Source organism: Mesorhizobium sp. B2-7-1 (genome assembly GCF_006440735.1).
Classification (GTDB): Bacteria; Pseudomonadota; Alphaproteobacteria; order Rhizobiales; family Rhizobiaceae; genus Mesorhizobium.
Map to the genome: position 1 here is coordinate 58,949 of NZ_VFUA01000020.1, position 19,688 is coordinate 78,636.

The following is a 19,688-nucleotide window of genomic DNA, read 5'->3' on the forward strand; positions in this document are numbered from 1 at the left end:
GACGGGGAGAAGAGGTTGGCGCCGGCGCTGACGATCTCCTCTTCCCTCGGGGAGAGGTCGGATTGCCCTTGGCAATTCGGTTGGCAATCCGGGTGAGGGGGCTCTTCTCTAACCTCTGCCCACAAACGGCATCTTCGTCGCCATCACCGTCATGAACAGCACGTTGGCGTCGAGCGGCAGGCTGGCCATATGCAGCACCGCGTCGGCGACGCGCTGCACATCCATCACCGCTTCGGCCGCGATCGAGCCATTGGCCTGCGGCACGCCGACCGTCATCGGCTGCGCCATCTCGGTCAGCGCATTGCCGATGTCGATCTGGCCGCAGGCGATATCGAAAGGCCGGCCGTCGAGCGCCAGCGTCTTGGTGAGCCCGGTGATCGCATGCTTGGTCGCCGTATAGGGCGCGGAGCCGGGGCGCGGCGCATAGGCCGACACCGAGCCGTTGTTGATGATGCGGCCGCCCATCGGCTTTTGCCGGCGCATGGCGCCGAAGGCCGCGCGGGCGCACAGGAACGAGCCAGTGAGGTTGACGCCGACGACATCGTTCCAGACCTCGACCGGAATCTCGTCGATCAGCGTCGACTTGTAGCCCATGCCGGCATTGTTGAAGAGCAGGTCGACGCGGCCGAAGGCTTCGAGCACAGTCTCGAACATGTCATCGACTTCCGCGGCCTTGCTGATGTCGCAGGCGACGGCCAGCGCCTTGGCTTGCGTCTTCCCCGCCTCGGCGATCGCCTCTTCCAGCACCGTCTTGCGGCGGCCGCAGAACACCGTATTCCAGCCTGCCTTGAGCAGCGCCGTGGCGACGCTTTTGCCGATGCCGGTGCCGGCGCCGGTAACGATGGCGGTCTTCTCTGCTATGGCTGTCATCGCCGTCCTCCCGGTCATGACTGGAAAGACGTGGCATCGCAAATGGAAGCGATCATGGCAAGCAACTGTTGGCGATAAAGCAGGGGCCAACAAAAAGGGCGGCCATTGGCGACCGCCCCGATCTGAACCGTGCTTGGGAGGAGGATAAGCCGGTCCGACAGATTAAAATGATGCGCTTGCTGAGTTAACGAGAGATTAACGACCGGCAAGGGCTCGCCCGATGGCGTTTACCAAGGCTAATTCACCACGGTGAACTGGGCGCGCTTCCGGCCGGCACCTTTGCCGCCGAAACCGTCGCCTCGACATGATCGACCAGGGCGTCCGGCAGGCCGAGCCGGCCGGCCAGCAGGTCGAGATAGCCGCGCTCGGCGCGCGTGTCGGGATCGATCGTCAGCCGCGAGGCGGTGTAGAGCTCGAGCTTCTGCGCATCGGTCTTGGCGCCGGCGACCAGCGTGTCGAGATCGAGCGGGCTTTCGAGCTCTGCAATGAGGAACTTCTCGGCTTCCGCACCGACACCGGCGAGCTTGAGCTTGTCGGCGATCTTCTTGCGTTCGCCATCGTCGACATGGCCGTCAGCCTTCGCCGCCGAGATCATCGCTCTGACCAGCGTCAGCGTGAACTCGGCCTCGCCTTGCGGCGCCTGCGAGGGATGGAAGGCGGTGTCCGCCGGCGGCGGCAGCAATTCAGGCTCGCTGGCAGGCGGCGCCTGCGCCGGTTCCCTGCCGGCCTTGTAGTTCTGGTAGGCCTTGTAGGCGAGGCCGCCGATGGCTGCCAGACCGCCGAGCTTGACGGCCGCGCCCGTGACCTGCCGGCCGGTGCCGGTGCCGAGCAGCACGGCGGCAAGCGCGCCGGCCGCGAGCGGATTGTCCTTCGCCATCTGTACCGCCTGCCCCGCCTTGTCGCGGACAGTCGAGCCGGTCCCAGGGATTTGCGAGCCGAGAAGGTCGTCGAGCAGCTTCTTGGGGTCGAGCATCAATGCCTCCAGAATTGGCCCGGCCGAATGCGCGCGGGCAAGGTTTCGGACCGGCAAGAGGTAGGCCCCGCGCTTTGACATTACAATGACTGCGGACATTTCGCTCGTACGGCGCCTCTGTCGGGGCGGGCTCGTCATGTGTCGAAACGGCGGAATGCTTCGAATAGGATCACACCGGTTTCGGAAAGGAGCGATTGGATGACGAATGCAGAAAACCGCGAGCCGGCACGCGATCCGCAGGATCTCGAGCGTCTGCTGATCGATCGGCAATGGGCCGGCGACATCGAGGGCATGCTGGCTCTGTTCGAGCCCGACGCCGTCGTCGACAGCGGCGATGACGAACCGGTTCGCGGCCAGCACGCGATCCGCGCGCTGTTCCAGCAGGGCATCGCCGCGGGTCGCAAATTCCAGCGTGGCGATCAGCGCCCTGCCCTGGTCAACGGCGACCTGGCGTTGACGTCTACGAGGCTGTCCGATGGCAGCATAACCAGCGAGGTCGCACGTCGTCAGAGCGACGGAACATGGCTCTGGGCGATCGACCGTTATTCGGTCGCCTTCTGAGCAATTCCAGGAAAAGTGCGCAGCGGTTAGGCTCGACGACCTCGCCGTAGCTTTCCGTCCGGAATTGCGTCTGACAAAGAACTAGCTGCCGATATGGCGCTTGCCGCCGCGCGCTTGCGCCAGTTCCACCTGGCGATGGCGTTCGGCATAGCGCGCTCGATCCTCGTCGGAGCGCGTTTCAAAACAGTGCGGGCATGAGACGCCGGCGGTGAATTTCGGCGACAGCCGGTCCTCGACGGTCAGCGGGTGGCGGCAGGCGCGGCAGAGTTCTGCTTCGCCCTCGGTCAGGCCATGCGAGACCGACACCCGCTCGTCGAAGACGAAACATTCGCCTTGCCACAGGCTCTCCTCGGTCGGGACGTCCTCCAGGTATTTCAGGATGCCGCCCTTGAGATGGAAGACGTTTTCGAGGCCGAGCGACTTCACATAGGCCGTCGCCTTCTCGCAGCGAATGCCTCCGGTGCAGAACATCGCCACCTTGCGGCCTTCAAGCTCTCCGCGGTGCTCCTCGAGCCAGGCGGGAAACTCGCGGAAGCTGGTGGTCTTGGGGTCGACCGCGCCCCTGAAAGTCCCGAGCGAGACTTCATAGGCGTTGCGCGTGTCGATGACGACGGTGTCGGCGTCCGAGATCAGGGCGTTCCAGTCTGCCGGCGCGACATAGCTGCCGGCGCTGGTCGCCGGATCGATATTCTCGACGCCCATGGTGACGATCTCGCGCTTCAACCGCACCTTCATGCGGTGGAACGGCATTTCGGCGGCGCTGCTGTATTTGACTTCCAGCCCGGCAAGGCCTTCGATGGCTTCGAGGTGATCCATCAGCGCGGCAATCGCCTCCTCGCTGCCGGCGACGGTGCCGTTGATGCCTTCCTTCGCCAGAAGCAGCGTGCCCTTGATGCCGCGCCCGCAACAGAAGGCAGCGAGCGGCGCGCGCAGGGCCTCGTGTCCGTCGAGCCGGGCAAACTTGTAGAGGGCGGCGACGCGGACTGGCTGGATTTCCTTAGCTATTGTCATGGCAATGCCACTAGACCGTGCTGAAAGCCGTTTCAAGGCGGACACTGCCGGCGCATGACCACGTGACATCACGACACGCCGCCCTTCGTGGACTTGCCATATCCCTTCTGCTAATCGGTTTAAAACGATCGAAATGGAGACCAGCATATGACCAGCAAGACCGAAAAGCTCCTGTCGCTCCTCAACGGTCAGCCGGTTATCCCGGTGCTCAAGATCGCCAACGTCGCCGATGCCGTGCCGCTCGCCCGTGCGCTTTCGCGAGGTGGTCTGCGGGCCATCGAGATCACGCTGCGCACCGCCGATGCGCTGGAAGCGATCCGCCGCGTCGCCGCCGAGGTCGAGGAGGCGATCGTCGGCGCCGGCACCATTCTCGATGCCAGGCAGTTCGGCGAAGCGGCAAGCGCCGGCTCGAAATTCATCGTCAGCCCCGGCATCACCAGCCAGCTTCTCGACGCGGCCAAGGACAGCCCGGTGCCGCTGCTGCCCGGCGCCATCACGCCCGGCGAGATCATGGCCGCGCGCGAAGCCGGCCTGCGCTTCCTGAAATTCTTCCCGGCCGAGCAGTCCGGCGGCATCGCTTCGCTGAAGGCCTTCGCCTCGCCGCTCGCCGACGTGAAATTCTGCCCGACCGGCGGCATAACGGCCAAAAACGCCGCCGACTATCTGAGCCTGCCCAACGTCATCTGCGTCGGCGGCTCCTGGGTTGCGCCCGACGATCTCATCAAGGCCGGCAAATGGGACGAGATCGAAGCGCTGGCGCGTGAGGCGAGCAAGCTCAAGAAGTAATCGGCGCCTTCACCAAGGCAGCGCGCCGTTCTCGTCGAAATAGCCGCCCGTCGGTCCGCCCGGCTCCAGCGTCGCCAGCCGCACGATGATCTCGGCCGCCTGTTGCACTGTGCGGCCGCCCCTGTGCGCATTGAGGTCCGTCGCCGTGTAGCCGGGAGCAGCCGCGTTGACCATGACGCCGCGCGGCGCAAGCTCCCGCGCAAAGGCCAGTGTCACGGCGTTGAGCGCGGTCTTCGAACTGCCATAGCCCATGACATTGGGCGACTGGCTGCTGCCGGCCGCGCGCGCCAGCGATCCGAGATAGCTGCTCACCATGACAATGCGGGCGGCGGGCGCCGCCAAAAGCAGAGGCAGGAATGCCTGCGTGACCCGCACCGGACCGAAGACGTTGACGTCATAGGTGGCTTTCATATCAGCGACACCCTCGCGGCTCGGCGGCCGCTCATAACGACCGTCCGGGCCAAGCGCGTCGACATAGCCCGGAGCGACGCCGGCATTGTTGACCAGCACCTCCAGGCCAGGCGACTGCGCCGCGACTGCCTTGGCCGCGGCCGCCACGCTGCCATCACTGGCGACGTCGAGCGCGAGCCACTCGACGTCCAACCCTTCGCCGCGCAGCGCTAGCGCAGCGGTCTCGCCGCGCTCGGCGTCGCGCGCGCCCAGCCACACCTTGTAATCCAGTGCCGCCAGCCGGCGGACGGTCTCGAGGCCGATGCCCTTGTTGGCGCCGGTCACCAACGCGCTCTTCGTCGTCATGTCCATGTCTCCTTTTCGATGACCCAGAGATGACGTGAACCGGCCAGCTTTGCGCGCCAAAAGCTCTCAGCCTCTTGCCTAATCCTCTCAACCGGACGTGAGTCACCGCCTCAGTTGGTTGCTTGGCCGCGGTGGATCGGCAATGCTGAAACGATGAACGAAGCGCTTCAGGAATTGATCTCGATCGCCGGCCGCCATGCGCTCGGGCGACGGACGAAGACGGCCATCCCGCGCGTCACTATCGGCCGCAGCGAGGTTCCGACGCCGCCGCTGCCCGAGCTTTGCCAGCCGACCACGCTGTTTGTCCTGCAGGGAACCAAAACGGTCCTGATCGGCGATCGCACGCTTGCCTACAGCGCCGGCAGCTATTTCGTCTATGCGGTTGAAACACCGGCCACCAGCCAGTTGGTCGAGGCGAGCGCCGCGCAGCCTTATATGGCGATTGCCTTCGCGCTCGATACCGAGCTGATCGCCGGTCTGCTCATCGACCACAAGCCGGCGATCGATGGCGATAGCTTCGTGACCAATCAAGTCGACGACTTGCTGCTCGATGCGTGGCGCCGGATGCTGCGGCTGCTCGACCGGCCGGCCGAGATACCTGTCCTCGCGCCCATGCTCGAACGGGAGATCGCGTTCCGGCTCTTGCAAGGCCCGCAGGGCGAGAAGCTGCGCCAGCTCGCGCGCGCCGACGGGCGCCTGTCGCAGATCCGCCGCGCCACGGCGTGGATCCGGGCGCATTACAACGAGCCGATCGACGTGACGCAACTGGCCGAGCTGTCGCATATGAGCAACGCCGCTTTTCATCGCCACTTCAAGGCAGCGACGGCCATGAGTCCGATCCAGTACCAGAAGCAGCTCCGCCTGCTGGAGGCGCGCCATCTGCTGATCGCGCAACCGGGCAGCGCCGCGCATGTCGCCTTCACCGTCGGCTACGAAAGCGCCTCACAGTTCAGCCGCGAATATGCGCGCCAGTTCGGACTGCCGCCCGCGCGAGATGCCGCGCGGCTTCTATCGAAGGGCGAAGCGGCTGCGCTGGAGATCGACTGAACATGAAAAACCCGGTCGGCTTGCGCCGACCGGGTCAGTTGCCTGGAATGCGGTTATTTGCAGACCTTGACCTTGTCGATCACCTTGTGACCGTGCCGCCAATGCGTCACCAGCTTGGTGACGCAATGATGCTTGTGGGTCTTGATGATCACGGTCTCGGCCTGCGAGGGAGCGACCGCCGCCGATGCCGCAGCCAGCGCCAGAACTGACGCCAATACAATCTTCTTCATGAATATCCTCAGTTTGGAACAAACTCGTTTTAACCCATCAATGGGGATCGCGTTCCAACCTCACGGGAAGTTTAGCCTGGCGTGAACATGCAGACATGGGAACGCCGATTCAGGTCGCCATATCTGGTTCCTGCTCATGGATTCGAACCACGATTCACGCCTTCAAAGGGCGCTGTCCTACCATTAGACGAAGCGGGAAGACTGGTTGGCCAAACAGGCAGGGCGCATGCCATGAAAGATAAAAGCCGCGCTGGCGGACCAACGCGGCTTTGCGGCGGCACGTTGGCTCGCCTATTTCGTTTGGAAGCGCGCGACCGAGAGGAACTTCACCGCGTTGCCGGTGAAGCGGCTTGCGTCCGGCACCTGGCCATCCATCTGGAAGCCGGCGGTGTACACTTCGCTCGGCGGCGTGTGCACGATGTTGTAGGCATAGCGCGGCGCCGTCGTCGGGTCGGAAACCGAGGCGATGTTGGCACCGCTGCCCAGCGCCCAGCGCGCGGCCTGCGGCGGCGTCGCAACCACCATGGCCTTGGGTCCGGGCTTCAGATCGTGGGCGGACGCCCTGCCTTCCTTGGCCGTCGTCTTCACATTGCCGCCGATCGCCTGCGCGGGATTGGTCCCGGCCGGGAGGGCGGCGATAGCCTGGCGCGGCGAGGCTGCGTCGACGCCCGACGGATCGTTGAAGGCGGAGCGCGGCTCCGGTTCGGTCAGCGACGCGAGCTGGTATTCGGCGCCGCCACCATCGGCCCCAACGGTTGCATTGGCCTGTTCGAGAACGGCTTTGACCTCATCCTGCTTGCCGGGCTGCGGCCGTGCTGTCGGCAGCACGGAGAACGCGTCGGTCGCGCTCTTGTCCTGCGAAGCCGTTTCGGCCAGCGCCAGAAGCACGTTCTTGTCCTTCGGCGCGAATTCCGCCGGCGTCGAGCGGTCGGGACGCCAGGTCGGCAGCGGGATGTTGTTGACCGCCACCCGCACCGGATCGGTGCTCGCGGCCTCCGCGGCGCTGGCGGTGCCGAACGGAACCTTGTCCGGCACGGGCGCCTGGGCCGTCGCAACCGCTTGCTCCGTCGTCGCCGAGGCATCCGCCGTGGCGAACGGCACGTTCTGCGGCACCTGCTGGCCGACATCGACCTTAGGACGCGGCGCGAAGTCGGGCAGCGGGATTTCCTTGGGCGGCAGCGCGGCGATGATCGTCTCCGGCGTATCCTGCTCCGGCTGCTGCGAATCGTCGGCGCTGGCATCCGCGATCTGCGGGATGTTGGCGCGCTTGGCATCCTTCGGCGAGACAATCGCGATGCCCGGAAGGCTGCTGTTGCGTGCCGTGGCGGCGCTCGCGACCTGGACCTGCTTCACGGCTTTCTGCTGAGGCGCCGGGGCGCTCTCATCGGCGTCGTCGTCGGCCTCGTCGGCGCCGCCGCCGAACCAGGCAAACAGGCCGCCGGACCGCTTGGTCGAGCCACCGGCGCTGGCCAGTTCGATGTTGGGCGTGCCGGAACCCTTGCGCGACTGATAGGCAGCCAAGGCCTGCTGATAGCCGGGCAATGGCTTGCCGTCGCTCGGCACATGCAGCGTCTTGCCGTTCGGGAACAGGCTGACCAGCTCCTGGCGGCTGATGCCCGGCCAATGGCGCACATTGCCGACATCCATATGCACGAAGGGCGAACCGGAGGTTGGGTAATAGCCGACGCCGCCGCCTTGCATCTTCAGGCCGATGTTGCGCAGCTTCTTCAGCGGCACGCCGGGGATGTAGAAGTCCATCGCCTTGCCGAGCATATGCTGGCTTTTCTCTGCGACGCCGCGGCTGCGCGAGCGCAGCAACGCATTGGTCGAGGGCGAGCGGTAACCGCAGACGACCTGGATATAGTCGGTCGCACCGGCTTCGCGATAGGCTTCCCAGACAAGGTCGAGCAGCCGCGGATCCATCTTGGTCGGCTCGTTGCGGCGCCAGTCGCGCAGAATGATGTTGATCTTGCGCAGGCCTTCCGGATCGTAGCGGCCATTGCGCTTGTAAACGATCTCGGCCTTTTCATGCGTGTGCAGGTGATAGAGCTTGAGCGTACGCACCTCAGCCCTGGCGCCTGGCGCCGCCGCGGACAGGAACCCGACGGCCAAAATCACGAACGTCAGCCACCTAGGCCAGACGCTCATGTGAAAATGCCGCCCGTTTTTGTGTCGTTCGATTTTGTTCAAATCAAATGGCTTTCAGGCTGCCGTTTGTCCCCGGATTTGACCAAACGGATGCGTGGTTTTCACATCCGAATATCGATCCTAATGGTTAATCATCGTTTATTGAAGCCGAAATGCGGTGACACCGTGGCGATATCCCGTCAAAAATGATGCACAGCATTTCGTGGTAAACCGCTGGTTTAGATCAAGAATCCGGCCTCGGCGAGAACACGATCTGTTACCGTTAGCGTTAATGCGTGATCCTCGCCGACGCCAACCACTGAAAACCCAGGGTTTTCACGTCAAAAGCGACAATTTGACTCGGATTTTAGGCGGGTAAGCTGGATCGAGGCTTGCCTGTCATGAGGCGAGCCGGTCGACGCGGCCGGCTTCGGGGTCAATGCCATATTCCTTCAACTTGCGGTAGAGTGTCGAGCGGCCGATGCCCAACCGGCGGGCAACCTCGCTCATCTGGCCATTGTAATGATCGATCGCGAGCTTGATCATCTCGAGCTCGACATCGGCCAGCGCCCGCACATTGCCGCGCTCGTCCAACGCCCGAAGCGTTCCGAACCGCGGCTGCGGCCTGGCTGGCGCCTGGCCATCGGGCAAGCCGACCGCCATTGCCTCGGAAACGGCCTCGTCCGCCTGGCGGATCACGTCCGCGGTCGTCTCGGCGACGGCGTATGCCGGTTCCGCTCCGAGATTTACCGTTCCTTCCACCTGCGCCCGGATCTGCGGGAATTCCTCCTCGGTCAGCACATCGCCCTCGGCAAGCACCGACGCCCTGAAGACCGCATTCTCCAGCTGGCGGATGTTGCCCGGCCAGTCATAGGCCTGCAGCATCGCAAGCGCCGCGGCCGATATGCCGGCAAGGCGGCGGCGCGGATCGGTCGGAGCGACCTTTTCCATGAAATGCCGGACAAGGTAGGGAATGTCGTCGCGGCGATCGCGCAGCGGCGGCACGAAGATCGGGTAGACGTTCAGCCGGTAGAACAGGTCCTCGCGGAACTTGCCGTCCTTGACCTGCTGCAGGAGGTTGCGGTGCGTGGCCGAGATCAGGCGGATATCGACCTTGACGGTCGAGCGGCCGCCGACCGGATCGACCTCGCCTTCCTGCACGGCGCGCAGCAGCTTGACCTGGACGTCGAGCGGCAGATCGCCGATCTCGTCCAGGAACAGCGTGCCGGAATTCGCCTCGACGAATTTGCCGGTGTGCTTATCGGTGGCGCCGGTAAAGGAACCCTTTTCGTGGCCGAACAGGATCGATTCGACGAGATTGTCCGGGATCGCGCCGCAATTGACGGTGACGAACGGCTTCGAGCGACGGTCGCCGGTGCCCTGGATGGCGCGCGCCACCAGTTCCTTGCCGACGCCGGACTCGCCCTCGATCAGGATCGGGATGTTGGAGGCCGCCGCTTTCTGTCCAAGGCGTATCACCCGCTCCATAGCCTGGCTGCGCGTGATCATGTCCTTGAAGGTGAGATGGCCGCCGCCGCGTCGCCGCGATACGCGCTTCATCTCGTCCTCGACGGCCTCCACCTTGAGCGCGTTCGAGATCGCTGTCTGCAGCCTGTCGGGCGACGCCGGCTTGACGACGAAGTCGAAGGCGCCGTGCCGCATCGCCGAGACGACGGTCTCGATGCCGCCCTGGGCCGTCTGCACGATGACGGGGATGTTGATGGCGCGCTCGCGCATGGCCTTCAGCACGCCGATGCCGTCGAGGCCGGGCATGACGAGATCGAGAATGACGACGGAGACCTCGCGCGCGTTCGGCCCGTCGAGCACGTCGAGGCCGGCCTCGCCGCTATCCGTGACGATCGCGCTGTGGCCGAACTTGGTCAACGCGGCCTCGACCAGCCTGCGCTGCACCGGATCGTCATCGACTATGAGTATGGAACCTGTCATGACTGTTTGAGTTGTCCGCCCGAGAAAATCCCCATGGATCATCTTGGCACAGGGTTCTAAATAAGGTTTCAAAAAACCCGGTGAACGAATTCCTTAGGATTTGACCGGCTTCTCCTTTCCCTTTGATTCTGGCTCCTTGGTTCAAAAAAGGTATCGTTGATGCGCATGATGTTTGGTCAGCGGCTTGCGGCGTCGTCCGGCCAGGGCGCGGCGGGGCTTGGCGACCTGCCGGAGTGGAATCTTGCCGATCTCTATTCGGGCATGGAAGCGCCCGAGTTGAAGCGCGACATCGCCAGGGCGGCCAGCGAAGCCATCGCCTTCGAGACCCGCTGGAAAGGCACGCTGGCCGCGGAAGCCGGGCGCGGCGCCGCCGGCCGGCTGGGCGAGGCGCTGAAAGCCTATGAGGCACTCGAGGAACTGATCGGTCGCATCGTCTCGTATGCCGGCCTCGTCTATGCCGGCAACACCGCCGACCCGCAGCGCGCCAAGCTCTATGGCGACGTCCAGGAAAAGATGACGGATGCCAGCGCGCATCTCCTGTTCTTCGCGCTCGAGCTCAACCTGATCGACGATGCGGCGATCGAGAGCGCTCTGGCCGCCGACAAGGCCTTCGGCCATTACCGGCCCTGGGTGCTCGACCTCAGGAAGGACAAGCCCTACCAGCTCGAGGACCGCGTCGAGCAGTTGTTCCACGAAAAGTCGGTCACCGGGCGCGGCGCCTGGAACCGCCTGTTCGACGAAACGATGACGGACCTGCGCTTCGAGGTCGACGGCGAGGAACTGACGCTTGAGCCGGCGTTGAACCGGTTGCAGGATTCGAACGGCGAGGTGCGCCGCCGCGCCTCCGAGGCGCTGGCCGCGACCTTCCGCAAGAACCTGCGCACCTTCACCCTCATCACCAACACTTTGGCCAAGGACAAGGAAATCTCCGACCGCTGGCGCGGCTTCCAGGATATTGCCGACTCGCGCCACCTCGCCAACCGCGTCGAGCGCGATGTGGTCGACGCGCTGGCCGCGGCCGTGCGTGAGGCCTATCCGCGGCTGTCGCACCGCTATTACGCGATGAAGGCGCGCTGGCTCGGCATGGACGTGATGAACCACTGGGACCGCAACGCGCCGCTGCCGGAGACGCCGCAGGCGGTGATCAGCTGGGACGACGCCAGGGACACGGTGCTTTCGGCCTACCAGCGCTTCTCGCCGGACATGGCCGAAATCGCCCGCGGCTTTTTCGATCGCAGATGGATCGACGCGCCGGTGCGGCCGGGCAAGTCGCCCGGCGCCTTCGCCCATCCGACGGTGCCGTCGGCGCATCCTTACGTGCTGCTCAACTACATGGGCAAGCCGCGCGATGTGATGACGCTGGCGCATGAGCTCGGCCATGGCGTGCACCAAGTGCTGGCCGCGGGCCAGGGCGCGCTGATGGCCTCGACGCCGCTGACGCTCGCCGAAACCGCCTCCGTCTTCGGCGAGATGCTGACCTTCCGGTCGCTGCTCGAGCAGACCAGCGACAAGCGCGAGCGCAAAGCCATGCTCGCCCAGAAGGTCGAGGACATGATCAACACTGTCGTGCGCCAGATCGCCTTCTACGAGTTCGAGCGCAAGGTGCATGCCGAACGCAAGAACGGCGAGCTGACCTCGGACAGACTGGGCGAATTCTGGCTGGAGGTGCAGGCCGAAAGCCTCGGGCCGGCGATCAAGCTGCGCGAGGGCTACGAGGTCTTCTGGACCTACATCCCGCATTTCATCCACTCGCCTTTCTACGTCTATGCCTATGCCTTCGGCGATTGCCTGGTGAACTCGCTCTACGCCGTCTACCAGAATGCCGAGCGCGGGTTTCAGGAGAAATATTTCGAGATGCTGCGCGCCGGTGGCACGAAGCATCACTCTGAGCTTCTGGCCCCCTTCGGCCTCGACGCCACCGACCCCGCTTTCTGGCAGATCGGCCTTGGCGTGATCGGTTCGCTGATCGACGAGTTGGAGGCGCTCGACAGTTGACGACAGCAACAGCGCAGGCATCGGCCGCAATAGTTTAGCCGGAACGCATATTAGCAAAGATCTATTCTTGCGCTAAATAGCTGTTCTTGAATAACTCTCCGGCGCATTTTTCAACTAGCTTTCGACAAGCCATATGATAGCGTCCGGCCTCAAGCTCAGCCGGACGCATCGCGCAGGCCAGAGATGGCCGGCCGCTACGCTACGGCGAATGCGATGATGGCCGTCGGCTCCGGACAAGGCCGCACGCCGATGGCTCGATTGAAGCCGGCGGTTCCGCCGACCACGGAACCTTTGACGATCCTTGGCGTGAGCTCGTCTTTCCGGGCCTCGACCGACAGATCGGACTGGAGAGGGAAATGAGCACTTTCTTCTACATGCTCCTGGCGTTCGTTGTGGGCATCCTGGTTGGCTGGTTCATCTGGGGCCGCTTGCGCGGCGAACTCGACAGTCTGCGTGGCGATCTCGACCGCACCCGAAGCGAGCGCGACAGGCTGCGCGCCGACAGCGATCGGTTGAAGGGCGAGCTCGACGCCTGTGGCCGTGCCCGCGCCGATCTCGAAAGCCGGTTGCGCGACGCGCCTTCCGGCAAGGCCGGCACCGACAAAACCGCTGCGCCGGCGGCTGCGCTGATGTCGACGCCCGCTGCCGCGACCTCGGCAGCGACGAAGGCCGCCCCGGCGAAGCCGGCCGCGGCAAAGAAGACTGCGTCGGCGAAGCCTGCGGCCAAGTCCGCCGCACCCAAGAAGGTGGCAGCGCTCGCGGCCAAGAAAGCCGCCGCGCCGCAGGCCGCGACCGGCAAGGCCGACAATCTGCGCCGCCTCATCGGCATCGGCCCGGTCAATGAAAGACTGCTCAAAGGCCTGGGCGTCACCACCTATGCCCAGATCGCCGCCTGGACCGCCGACGACGTCAAACGCATCGAAGAGGTACTCAATTTCGACGGCCGTATCGCGCGCGAAAAATGGATCGAGCAGGCGAAACTGCTGGCCGCCGGCAACGAGGCCGAATTCGCCCGCCAGTTCCCGACGGCCGGAACCGCAAGCAACACCTGAGCACCCTGCCTGTTGGCAGCAGGGCGGCGTCCCTACGGGCGCCGTCTTTGTTTTGGGCCAGCCGCCTTTGCGCCGCCCGACGCCGCTCTCTCGATTGCGCCACGCGGGGCCCCCATATAGAGCGGTCGACGGCGCTTTGTCCGCACCCTGAGGCCCATGTCCCTGCCCGCAGCCATTTTCCGCAACGACGCGACCGCTCGTCAGACGGTCTTCGACCGGCCGCGCGAGATCATCGTCGCGAACGACGCGGAAGAGTTCACGCCGGCGCTTGAAAGGGCGCAGGCTGCCTCGGACTCCGGCAAATGGCTGGCGGGCTATTTCTCATACGAAGCCGGTTACCTGCTCGAGCCGAAACTGGTGCCGCTGCTGCCCGAAGGCCGCCATGCGCCGTTGGTCTGCCTCGGCGTCTTCGATGCGCCAGTCGAGCAGGCGGTGCCGCAAAACGCGGGCCCTGTCCGCAGCGGCCCGATCTTCGACGCCAGGGCGACATGGTCTGCCGAGGACTATGCCGTCCGCTTCGCGCGTCTGCACAACCATATCCGCAAGGGCGATTGCTACCAGGGCAACCTCACCTTCCCGGTTCGCGCGCAATGGTCCGGTGATCCGCTCGCCGCTTTCGACGCGCTGACCGAACGCCAGCCGGTGAAATACGGCGCTTTGGTCTCGCTCGGCGACCCGATCGTCCTGTCGCGCTCGCCCGAATTGTTCTTCGAGATCGATGCCGACGGCATGATCGAAACGCACCCGATGAAGGGCACCGCGCCGCGCGGCGCGACCAAGGCCGAGGACGCGCGGCTGAAAGCCTTCCTGCGCAACGACGAGAAGAACCAGGCCGAGAACCGGATGATCGTCGACCTTTTGCGCAACGACATCTCGCTGATCAGCGAGGTCGGCACGCTGGACGTGCCGGAACTGTTCCGCATCGAGACCTATCCGACGGTGCACCAGATGGTAAGCCGCGTGCGGGCGAAGCTGTTGCCCGACATCGGCATCCGTCAGGTCTTCGCAGCGCTCTTTCCATGCGGCTCGATCACCGGTGCGCCGAAAATCCGCGCGATGGAAATCCTGCACGAGCTGGAGGACGCACCGCGCGACGTCTATTGCGGCGCCATCGGCTGGATCGCGCCAGGCGGCAGGATGCGTTTTTCGGTGGCGATCCGCACCATCTCGCTCTTTGCCGATGGCGAGGCCGTCTACAATGTCGGCGGCGGCGTCGTCTTCGATTCGACCGCCGAGGAGGAGTACAAGGAGTGTCTGCTGAAAGCGCGCTTCGCGACGGGAACGGTGCCGGCTTCGAGCTGATCGAGACCATGCGCTGGGAGCCTGGTTCCGGCTTCCAGCGCTTCGAGCGCCACCTTGCCAGGCTTTATGCGTCCGCCGCCGAACTCGGCTTCGCCTGCGATCCCGGGCGGATCGGCGAAGTGCTGTCGAACACCGTTGGCGGGCACGGGACTGCCTTGCGCGTGCGCCTTGTCCTGCAGCGCAACGGCGAAGCGACGGCTGCCGCTCAAGCCTACGAACCGCTGCCGGCCGACAAGGTCTGGCGGCTGCAGTTGGCGCGCATCCGGCTCGATTCCGGCGACATGCTGCTGCGCCACAAGACAAGCCGCCGCGAGACCTACCAGCATGCGCGCGCGGAATATCTCGCCACCCGCGCCGACGAAGTGGTTTTGGCCAACGAGCGCGGCGAGCTCTGCGAGGGCACGATCACCAATCTCTTCGCCGACTTCGGCGACGGGCTGCTCGCCACGCCCCGCCTCGACTGCGGCCTCTTGCCTGGAATATTGCGCGGCGCGCTTCTGGACGAAGGCCGCGCCGTGGAAGCGATCTACAGCTTCGACGATCTGAAGGCGGCGAAGGCGATTTTCGTCGGCAACTCGCTGCGCGGGCTGATCCCTGCGACGCTCGGCTGACTGGAGCGGCCAACGATTTTCTGTTTGAAGAATGCATGACCATTCGCCAGCCAACCCACACACCCTATGACGGGTCCTCGAAACTCTTCACCATCGGGCTGAAGCCGCTCGACTTCGCTCGCTGGATCGAAGTCGATGAATTCCTGTTGCCGCATTTGGCCGAAAAGCGGCGGCTCTATGCGGAGATACCCGAAAAGGTCTTTGTCGAGGAAGACGGCACCCGAGACGCTCAGCGCGAAGTGCTGGACCTGCTCGTAGCCCACCTCGAAGCCGCGCATCCCGGCACGCACCGCCGCAATGGAGCGGATGTCGAGCCCGTCGGTTTCGAGGCGGCGATCGACCGACTGCCTCCTGCCCTGCGCCAGGCGCCGCTCGCACAGGCTTCGCTGCTCGTCCAGGAAGACCTGATCCTGATGCGCCGCGACGAGCGCGGCTGGCGGCTCGCCGCCGGCTCGCTCTGCTTCCCTTCGTCCTGGTCGCTGCAGGAGAAATTCGGCAAGCCGCTGCAGGAAATCCACGAACCGGTGCCTGGATTCGGACCCGGCACCCGGCCAGCCGAACTCATCAACCGCATGTTCGACGGCTTGCAGGGCCAGGCGGTCGAACGCTTCAACTGGTCGATCCAGGCGGATGACAGGCTCTATCATCCGCTTTCCAATGTCGAGCGCATCGATCGCGCCACCAACCGCCCGAGCCGCTTCCCCGACAGTGATATCGACGCCCACGCCTTCATCCGCGTCGAACGCCAGACGCTGCGCAAGTTGCCGGAGTCGCGCGACATCCTGTTCACCATCCGCATCCACCTCGATCCGCTCAAGCTGCTCATCCGCCATCCGGATCGGACAACGCTGGCGGCCTCGTTCGCGGAGCAGCTCCTGGCCCTCGACCAGCAACAACTCGACTACAAGGGTCTGACCGCCGACCGCGACCGCCTGGTTGCATTCCTCAACGGCATCGCCGGATCGGCTTAACCACAGGTCAATTCGGCTTGACCGGCGATTGGCGCTTTTCGCTGGTTTATGACAATGATCTGTGGTGTAGCGCTTGGCCGTCGGGCAAAAAGCGCCCGGTTTTGCGCGTGTTTGAAGGAGTGTGCGAAAAAATGGCGAATGAAAACTGGCCCGTTTACGGTGAAATCACCGGTCCTGTCGTGATGATCGGCTTCGGCTCGATCGGGCGGGGAACGCTGCCGCTGATCGAGCGCCATTTCAAGTTCGACAAGTCGCGCATGACGGTCGTCGACCCGCGCGATACCGACCGCAAGCTGCTCGACGAGCGTGGCATCGCCTTCGTCCAGGAGGCAGTGACCGAGAAGAACTACAAGAAGCTGCTCACGCCGCTTCTGACCAATGGCGGCGGCCAGGGTTTTTGCGTCAACCTGTCGGTCGACACCGGCTCGGTGGACCTGATGAAATTGTGCCGCAAGCTCGGTGTGCTCTACATCGACACCGTCGTCGAGCCGTGGCTCGGCTTCTATTTCGACGCCGAGGCCGACAACGCCAGCCGCACCAATTACGCGCTGCGCGAGGCGCTGATCAAGGAAAAGCAGGACAAGCCCGGCGGCCCGACGGCGGTCTCCACCTGCGGCGCCAATCCCGGCATGGTCTCGTGGTTCGTCAAGAAGGCGCTGGTCAACCTCGCCACCGATCTCGGCCTCGATTTTTCCGAGCCTGCGCAGGAAGATCGCGAGGCCTGGGCCAGGCTGATGAAGAAGGCCGGCGTCAAGGGCATCCATATCGCCGAGCGCGACACACAGCGCACGAAGAAGCCGAAGCCGATGAACGTGTTCTGGAACACCTGGTCGGTCGAAGGCTTCATTTCGGAGGGCCTGCAGCCGGCCGAGCTCGGCTGGGGCACGCATGAGAACTGGATGCCGAAGAACGGCAAGAAGCACAAGCACGGCTCCAAGGCGGCGATCTATCTGGAGCAGCCCGGCGCCAACACGCGCGTGCGCAGCTGGTGCCCGACGCCAGGCGCGCAATACGGCCTGTTGGTAACGCACAACGAGGCGATCTCGATCGCCGACTTCTTCACCGTGCGCTCGAAGAAGGGCAAGCTTCAATACCGCCCGACCTGCCACTACGCCTACCATCCCTGCAACGACGCCCTGCTGTCGCTGGACGAGATGTTCGGCGCCGCCGGCAAGCCGCAGCCGGTTCACCACGTGCTCGACGAGAACGAGCTGGTCGACGGCGTCGATGAGCTCGGCGTGCTGCTCTACGGCCACGACAAGAACGCCTACTGGTATGGCTCCCAGCTGTCGCTGGCCGAGGCGCGCAAGCTCGCCCCCTACCAGAACGCCACCGGCCTGCAGGTCACCTCGGCGGTGCTCGCCGGCATGGTCTGGGCGCTGGAGAACCCGACGGCCGGGATCGTCGAGGCCGACGAGATGGACTACCGGCGCTGCCTCGAAGTGCAGTCGCCTTATCTCGGGCCTGTCAGGGGCTACTACACCGACTGGACGCCGCTGGACAACCGGCCGGGCCTCTTCCCGGAAGACCTGGACAAGGACGATCCGTGGCAGTTCCGCAACATTCTGCTGCGATAGCAGTCTGCCTGCCAGAGCAATTCCAGGAAAAGCGTGAAACGGTTTTCCGTCCGGGATTGCGCAAAAACAAGGAGATGGAGCGCCTCGCCGTTTCCGTGAAATGGCAAGACGCTCTGCCTCGCCGCCTTGCAATCGCCCGGAAATCGGGCGATTGAAAGGAGCGGACTGAGGAGAGGATTTTTCAAAATGACCATTGCGCGCAAACTGCTTTCGGCAGGCGCCGCGGCTAGCCTTCTGGCTGCGGCCGCCTGCACCACCACCGGTCCCTCGGAGCCCCCGCCCATGGCGGCCCCCAAGGGCGTCGAGGGCAACTGGATCGATGCCAAGGGCACCGGCCTGTCGACCTTCGCGGGCGGCAAGTTCACCACCGTTGCCACCGACACCGGCCAGAAGCTGTCGGAAGGCAGCTACACCATGACCGGAGCGACCTCGGTCGAGATCCACGGCACCTCGCTGATCCGCCAGACGCCGGTCAGCTTCAACTGCCTGATGGTCTCCACCAGCCAGCTCAACTGCACCAGCGCCAGCGGCCAGAATTTCGTGCTGACGCGCCGGGCTTGAGGGCCCGCGATATCCAGCGGAAAGGGCGGCGGCGCGGGCCACCGCCCTTTTTTGTGCCGGCAAACATCTCCCTGATTTGTGCTTGCATCGACCGGAACCCGATGTGAACATGACCCGAGGCTGACTGTTATTTCCAGTCAAGCGAGGGCTTTAAGCACGTTCCACGTCAGCTTATCCCGGAGACGAGAATGAAGATTGCCGCCGTCCTAGCCCTGTCCGCCTCGACCCTCGGCCTGTCGGCAGGCGTGTCCTTTGCCGACTACACGCTGAACATCCTGCATTTCAATGATTGGCACAGCCGCATCGAAGGCAACAACAAATACGAGTCGACCTGTTCCGCCGACGAGGAGACCAAGGGCGAGTGCATCGGCGGCGCCGGCCGGCTGGTCACCGCGATCGCGCAGGAGCGCAAGAAGCTCGAAGGCCAGAACGTGCTGCTGCTCAATGCCGGCGACAGCTTCCAGGGATCGCTGTTCTACACCACCTACAAGGGCGCCGTGGAAGAGGAATTCCTCAATGAGATCAAGCCCGACGCCGTGACGCTCGGCAACCACGAATTCGACGACGGCGAGACCGCGCTTGTGCCTTACCTCGACAAGGCGAAATTCCCGATCGTCAGCGCCAATGTCGTGCCCAATGACAAGTCCGGCGCCGCGGGCAAGATCAAGCCGTCGATCGTCGTCGAGGTCGGCGGCCAGAAGATCGGCATCGTCGGCGCCGTCACCAACGACACGCCGGAACTCGCCTCGCCCGGCCCGAACATCGCCATCGCCGACGATGTCAAATCGATCACGGCCGAGGTCGAGAAGCTGAAGGCGCAAGGCATCAACAAGATCATCGCGGTGACGCATATCGGCTATAACCGCGAGCGCGACGTCATAGCGAAAATCCCGGGTATCGACGTGGTGGTCGGCGGCCACAGCCACACGCTTCTGTCCAACACCGATCCGAAGGCGGCAGGCCCCTACCCGACGATGGTCGACAACCCCGACGGCTACAAGGTGCCGGTGGTGCAGGCGGCCTCCTACTCGAAATATCTCGGCGAGTTCAAGGTCGTGTTCGACGACAACGGCAACGTCAAGGAGGCCAGCGGCGCGCCGATCTATCTCGACAAGTCGATCGTCCCCGATCCGGCCGTGCTTGCCCGCATCAAGGAACTCGGGGCGCCGATCGAGGCGCTGAAGAACAAGGAGGTGGCCGAGACCACCAAGCCGATCGACGGCAGCCGCGAGAATTGCCGCGCGCATGAATGCGAGATGGGCAATCTCGTCTCTGACGCCATTCTCGACCGCACCAAGGGACAAGGCGTCG

The 19,688-nt window shown here is 64.4% G+C and carries 18 protein-coding genes and 1 tRNA gene; 11 read left to right on the forward strand and 8 right to left on the reverse strand.

The window, feature by feature from the left end; genetic code table 11:
- Nucleotides 1–108: 108 nt before the first annotated feature.
- Nucleotides 109–870: an SDR family oxidoreductase gene (locus FJ471_RS10930; RefSeq protein ID WP_140803162.1), complete on the reverse strand. Its 762-nt coding sequence runs from the start codon at nucleotides 868–870 to the stop codon at nucleotides 109–111.
- A 241-nt stretch (nucleotides 871–1,111) separates the two neighbouring features.
- Nucleotides 1,112–1,843, reverse strand: coding sequence for a tellurite resistance TerB family protein (locus tag FJ471_RS10935; protein WP_140803163.1), 732 nt, complete (start codon nucleotides 1,841–1,843; stop codon nucleotides 1,112–1,114).
- Nucleotides 1,844–2,041: 198 nt separating this feature from the next.
- On the opposite strand from FJ471_RS10935, the gene FJ471_RS10940 reads away from it, so the two are divergent.
- Nucleotides 2,042–2,404 (forward strand): nuclear transport factor 2 family protein, encoded by a 363-nt coding sequence (locus FJ471_RS10940; protein WP_140803164.1) that lies wholly within the window; start codon nucleotides 2,042–2,044, stop codon nucleotides 2,402–2,404.
- 81 nt (nucleotides 2,405–2,485) lie between these two features.
- Here the strand turns inward: FJ471_RS10940 and FJ471_RS10945 are convergent, their stop codons facing one another.
- Nucleotides 2,486–3,415, reverse strand: coding sequence for a rhodanese-related sulfurtransferase (locus tag FJ471_RS10945; RefSeq protein WP_140803165.1), 930 nt, complete (start codon nucleotides 3,413–3,415; stop codon nucleotides 2,486–2,488).
- 147 nt (nucleotides 3,416–3,562) lie between these two features.
- On the opposite strand from FJ471_RS10945, the gene FJ471_RS10950 reads away from it, so the two are divergent.
- Nucleotides 3,563–4,201, forward strand: a complete 639-nt coding sequence (locus tag FJ471_RS10950; RefSeq protein WP_140803166.1) for a 2-dehydro-3-deoxy-phosphogluconate aldolase — start codon at nucleotides 3,563–3,565, stop codon at nucleotides 4,199–4,201.
- A gap of 9 nt (nucleotides 4,202–4,210) precedes the next feature.
- On the opposite strand, the gene FJ471_RS10955 is transcribed toward FJ471_RS10950, so the two are convergent.
- Nucleotides 4,211–4,957 (reverse strand): SDR family NAD(P)-dependent oxidoreductase, encoded by a 747-nt coding sequence (locus tag FJ471_RS10955; RefSeq protein ID WP_140803167.1) that lies wholly within the window; start codon nucleotides 4,955–4,957, stop codon nucleotides 4,211–4,213.
- 153 nt (nucleotides 4,958–5,110) lie between these two features.
- On the opposite strand from FJ471_RS10955, the gene FJ471_RS10960 reads away from it, so the two are divergent.
- A complete protein-coding gene (locus tag FJ471_RS10960) occupies nucleotides 5,111–6,004 on the forward strand; it encodes an AraC family transcriptional regulator (protein WP_140803168.1) in 894 nt (297 codons plus the stop codon).
- Nucleotides 6,005–6,057: 53 nt separating this feature from the next.
- Here FJ471_RS10960 and FJ471_RS34750 read toward each other — a convergent pair whose 3' ends face one another.
- The 4 genes from FJ471_RS34750 to FJ471_RS10975 form a co-directional block, all read right to left on the reverse strand.
- Nucleotides 6,058–6,234: a hypothetical protein gene (locus tag FJ471_RS34750; RefSeq protein ID WP_181179329.1), complete on the reverse strand. Its 177-nt coding sequence runs from the start codon at nucleotides 6,232–6,234 to the stop codon at nucleotides 6,058–6,060.
- A 124-nt stretch (nucleotides 6,235–6,358) separates the two neighbouring features.
- Nucleotides 6,359–6,432: transfer RNA gene (locus tag FJ471_RS10965), tRNA-Gln, on the reverse strand.
- Between the two features lie 93 nt (nucleotides 6,433–6,525).
- Nucleotides 6,526–8,382, reverse strand: a complete 1,857-nt coding sequence (locus FJ471_RS10970) for a DUF882 domain-containing protein (RefSeq protein WP_140803169.1) — start codon at nucleotides 8,380–8,382, stop codon at nucleotides 6,526–6,528.
- 378 nt (nucleotides 8,383–8,760) lie between these two features.
- On the reverse strand, nucleotides 8,761–10,308 hold the full coding sequence (locus FJ471_RS10975; protein WP_140803170.1) for a sigma-54 dependent transcriptional regulator: 1,548 nt from the start codon (nucleotides 10,306–10,308) through the stop codon (nucleotides 8,761–8,763).
- Nucleotides 10,309–10,467: 159 nt separating this feature from the next.
- Here FJ471_RS10975 and FJ471_RS10980 point away from each other — a divergent pair, with 159 nt between their 5' ends.
- The 8 genes from FJ471_RS10980 to FJ471_RS11015 form a co-directional block, all read left to right on the forward strand.
- Complete coding sequence (locus FJ471_RS10980) at nucleotides 10,468–12,303, forward strand: M3 family oligoendopeptidase (protein ID WP_181179331.1); 1,836 nt, start codon at nucleotides 10,468–10,470, stop codon at nucleotides 12,301–12,303.
- A 356-nt stretch (nucleotides 12,304–12,659) separates the two neighbouring features.
- Nucleotides 12,660–13,355 carry a proton-conducting membrane transporter gene (locus tag FJ471_RS10985; protein ID WP_140803171.1) on the forward strand — a complete coding sequence of 232 codons (696 nt, stop codon included), beginning with the start codon at nucleotides 12,660–12,662 and terminating at the stop codon, nucleotides 13,353–13,355.
- 156 nt (nucleotides 13,356–13,511) lie between these two features.
- Nucleotides 13,512–14,657 (forward strand): aminodeoxychorismate synthase component I, encoded by a 1,146-nt coding sequence (locus FJ471_RS10990; RefSeq protein ID WP_140803172.1) that lies wholly within the window; start codon nucleotides 13,512–13,514, stop codon nucleotides 14,655–14,657.
- Entirely contained in the window at nucleotides 14,606–15,268 is a 663-nt protein-coding gene (locus tag FJ471_RS10995; protein ID WP_140803173.1) for an aminotransferase class IV family protein, read from the forward strand. The genes FJ471_RS10990 and FJ471_RS10995 overlap by 52 nt, the downstream gene beginning before the upstream one ends.
- 35 nt (nucleotides 15,269–15,303) lie before the next feature.
- Entirely contained in the window at nucleotides 15,304–16,239 is a 936-nt protein-coding gene (locus FJ471_RS11000) for a DUF3445 domain-containing protein (RefSeq protein WP_140803174.1), read from the forward strand.
- 131 nt (nucleotides 16,240–16,370) lie between these two features.
- Entirely contained in the window at nucleotides 16,371–17,816 is a 1,446-nt protein-coding gene (locus FJ471_RS11005; RefSeq protein WP_140803175.1) for a homospermidine synthase, read from the forward strand.
- A gap of 186 nt (nucleotides 17,817–18,002) precedes the next feature.
- On the forward strand, nucleotides 18,003–18,377 hold the full coding sequence (locus tag FJ471_RS11010; protein WP_040990409.1) for a hypothetical protein: 375 nt from the start codon (nucleotides 18,003–18,005) through the stop codon (nucleotides 18,375–18,377).
- A gap of 188 nt (nucleotides 18,378–18,565) precedes the next feature.
- The coding region (locus FJ471_RS11015) for a metallophosphoesterase (protein WP_181179333.1) at nucleotides 18,566–19,688 on the forward strand (1,123 nt) is incomplete at its 3' end.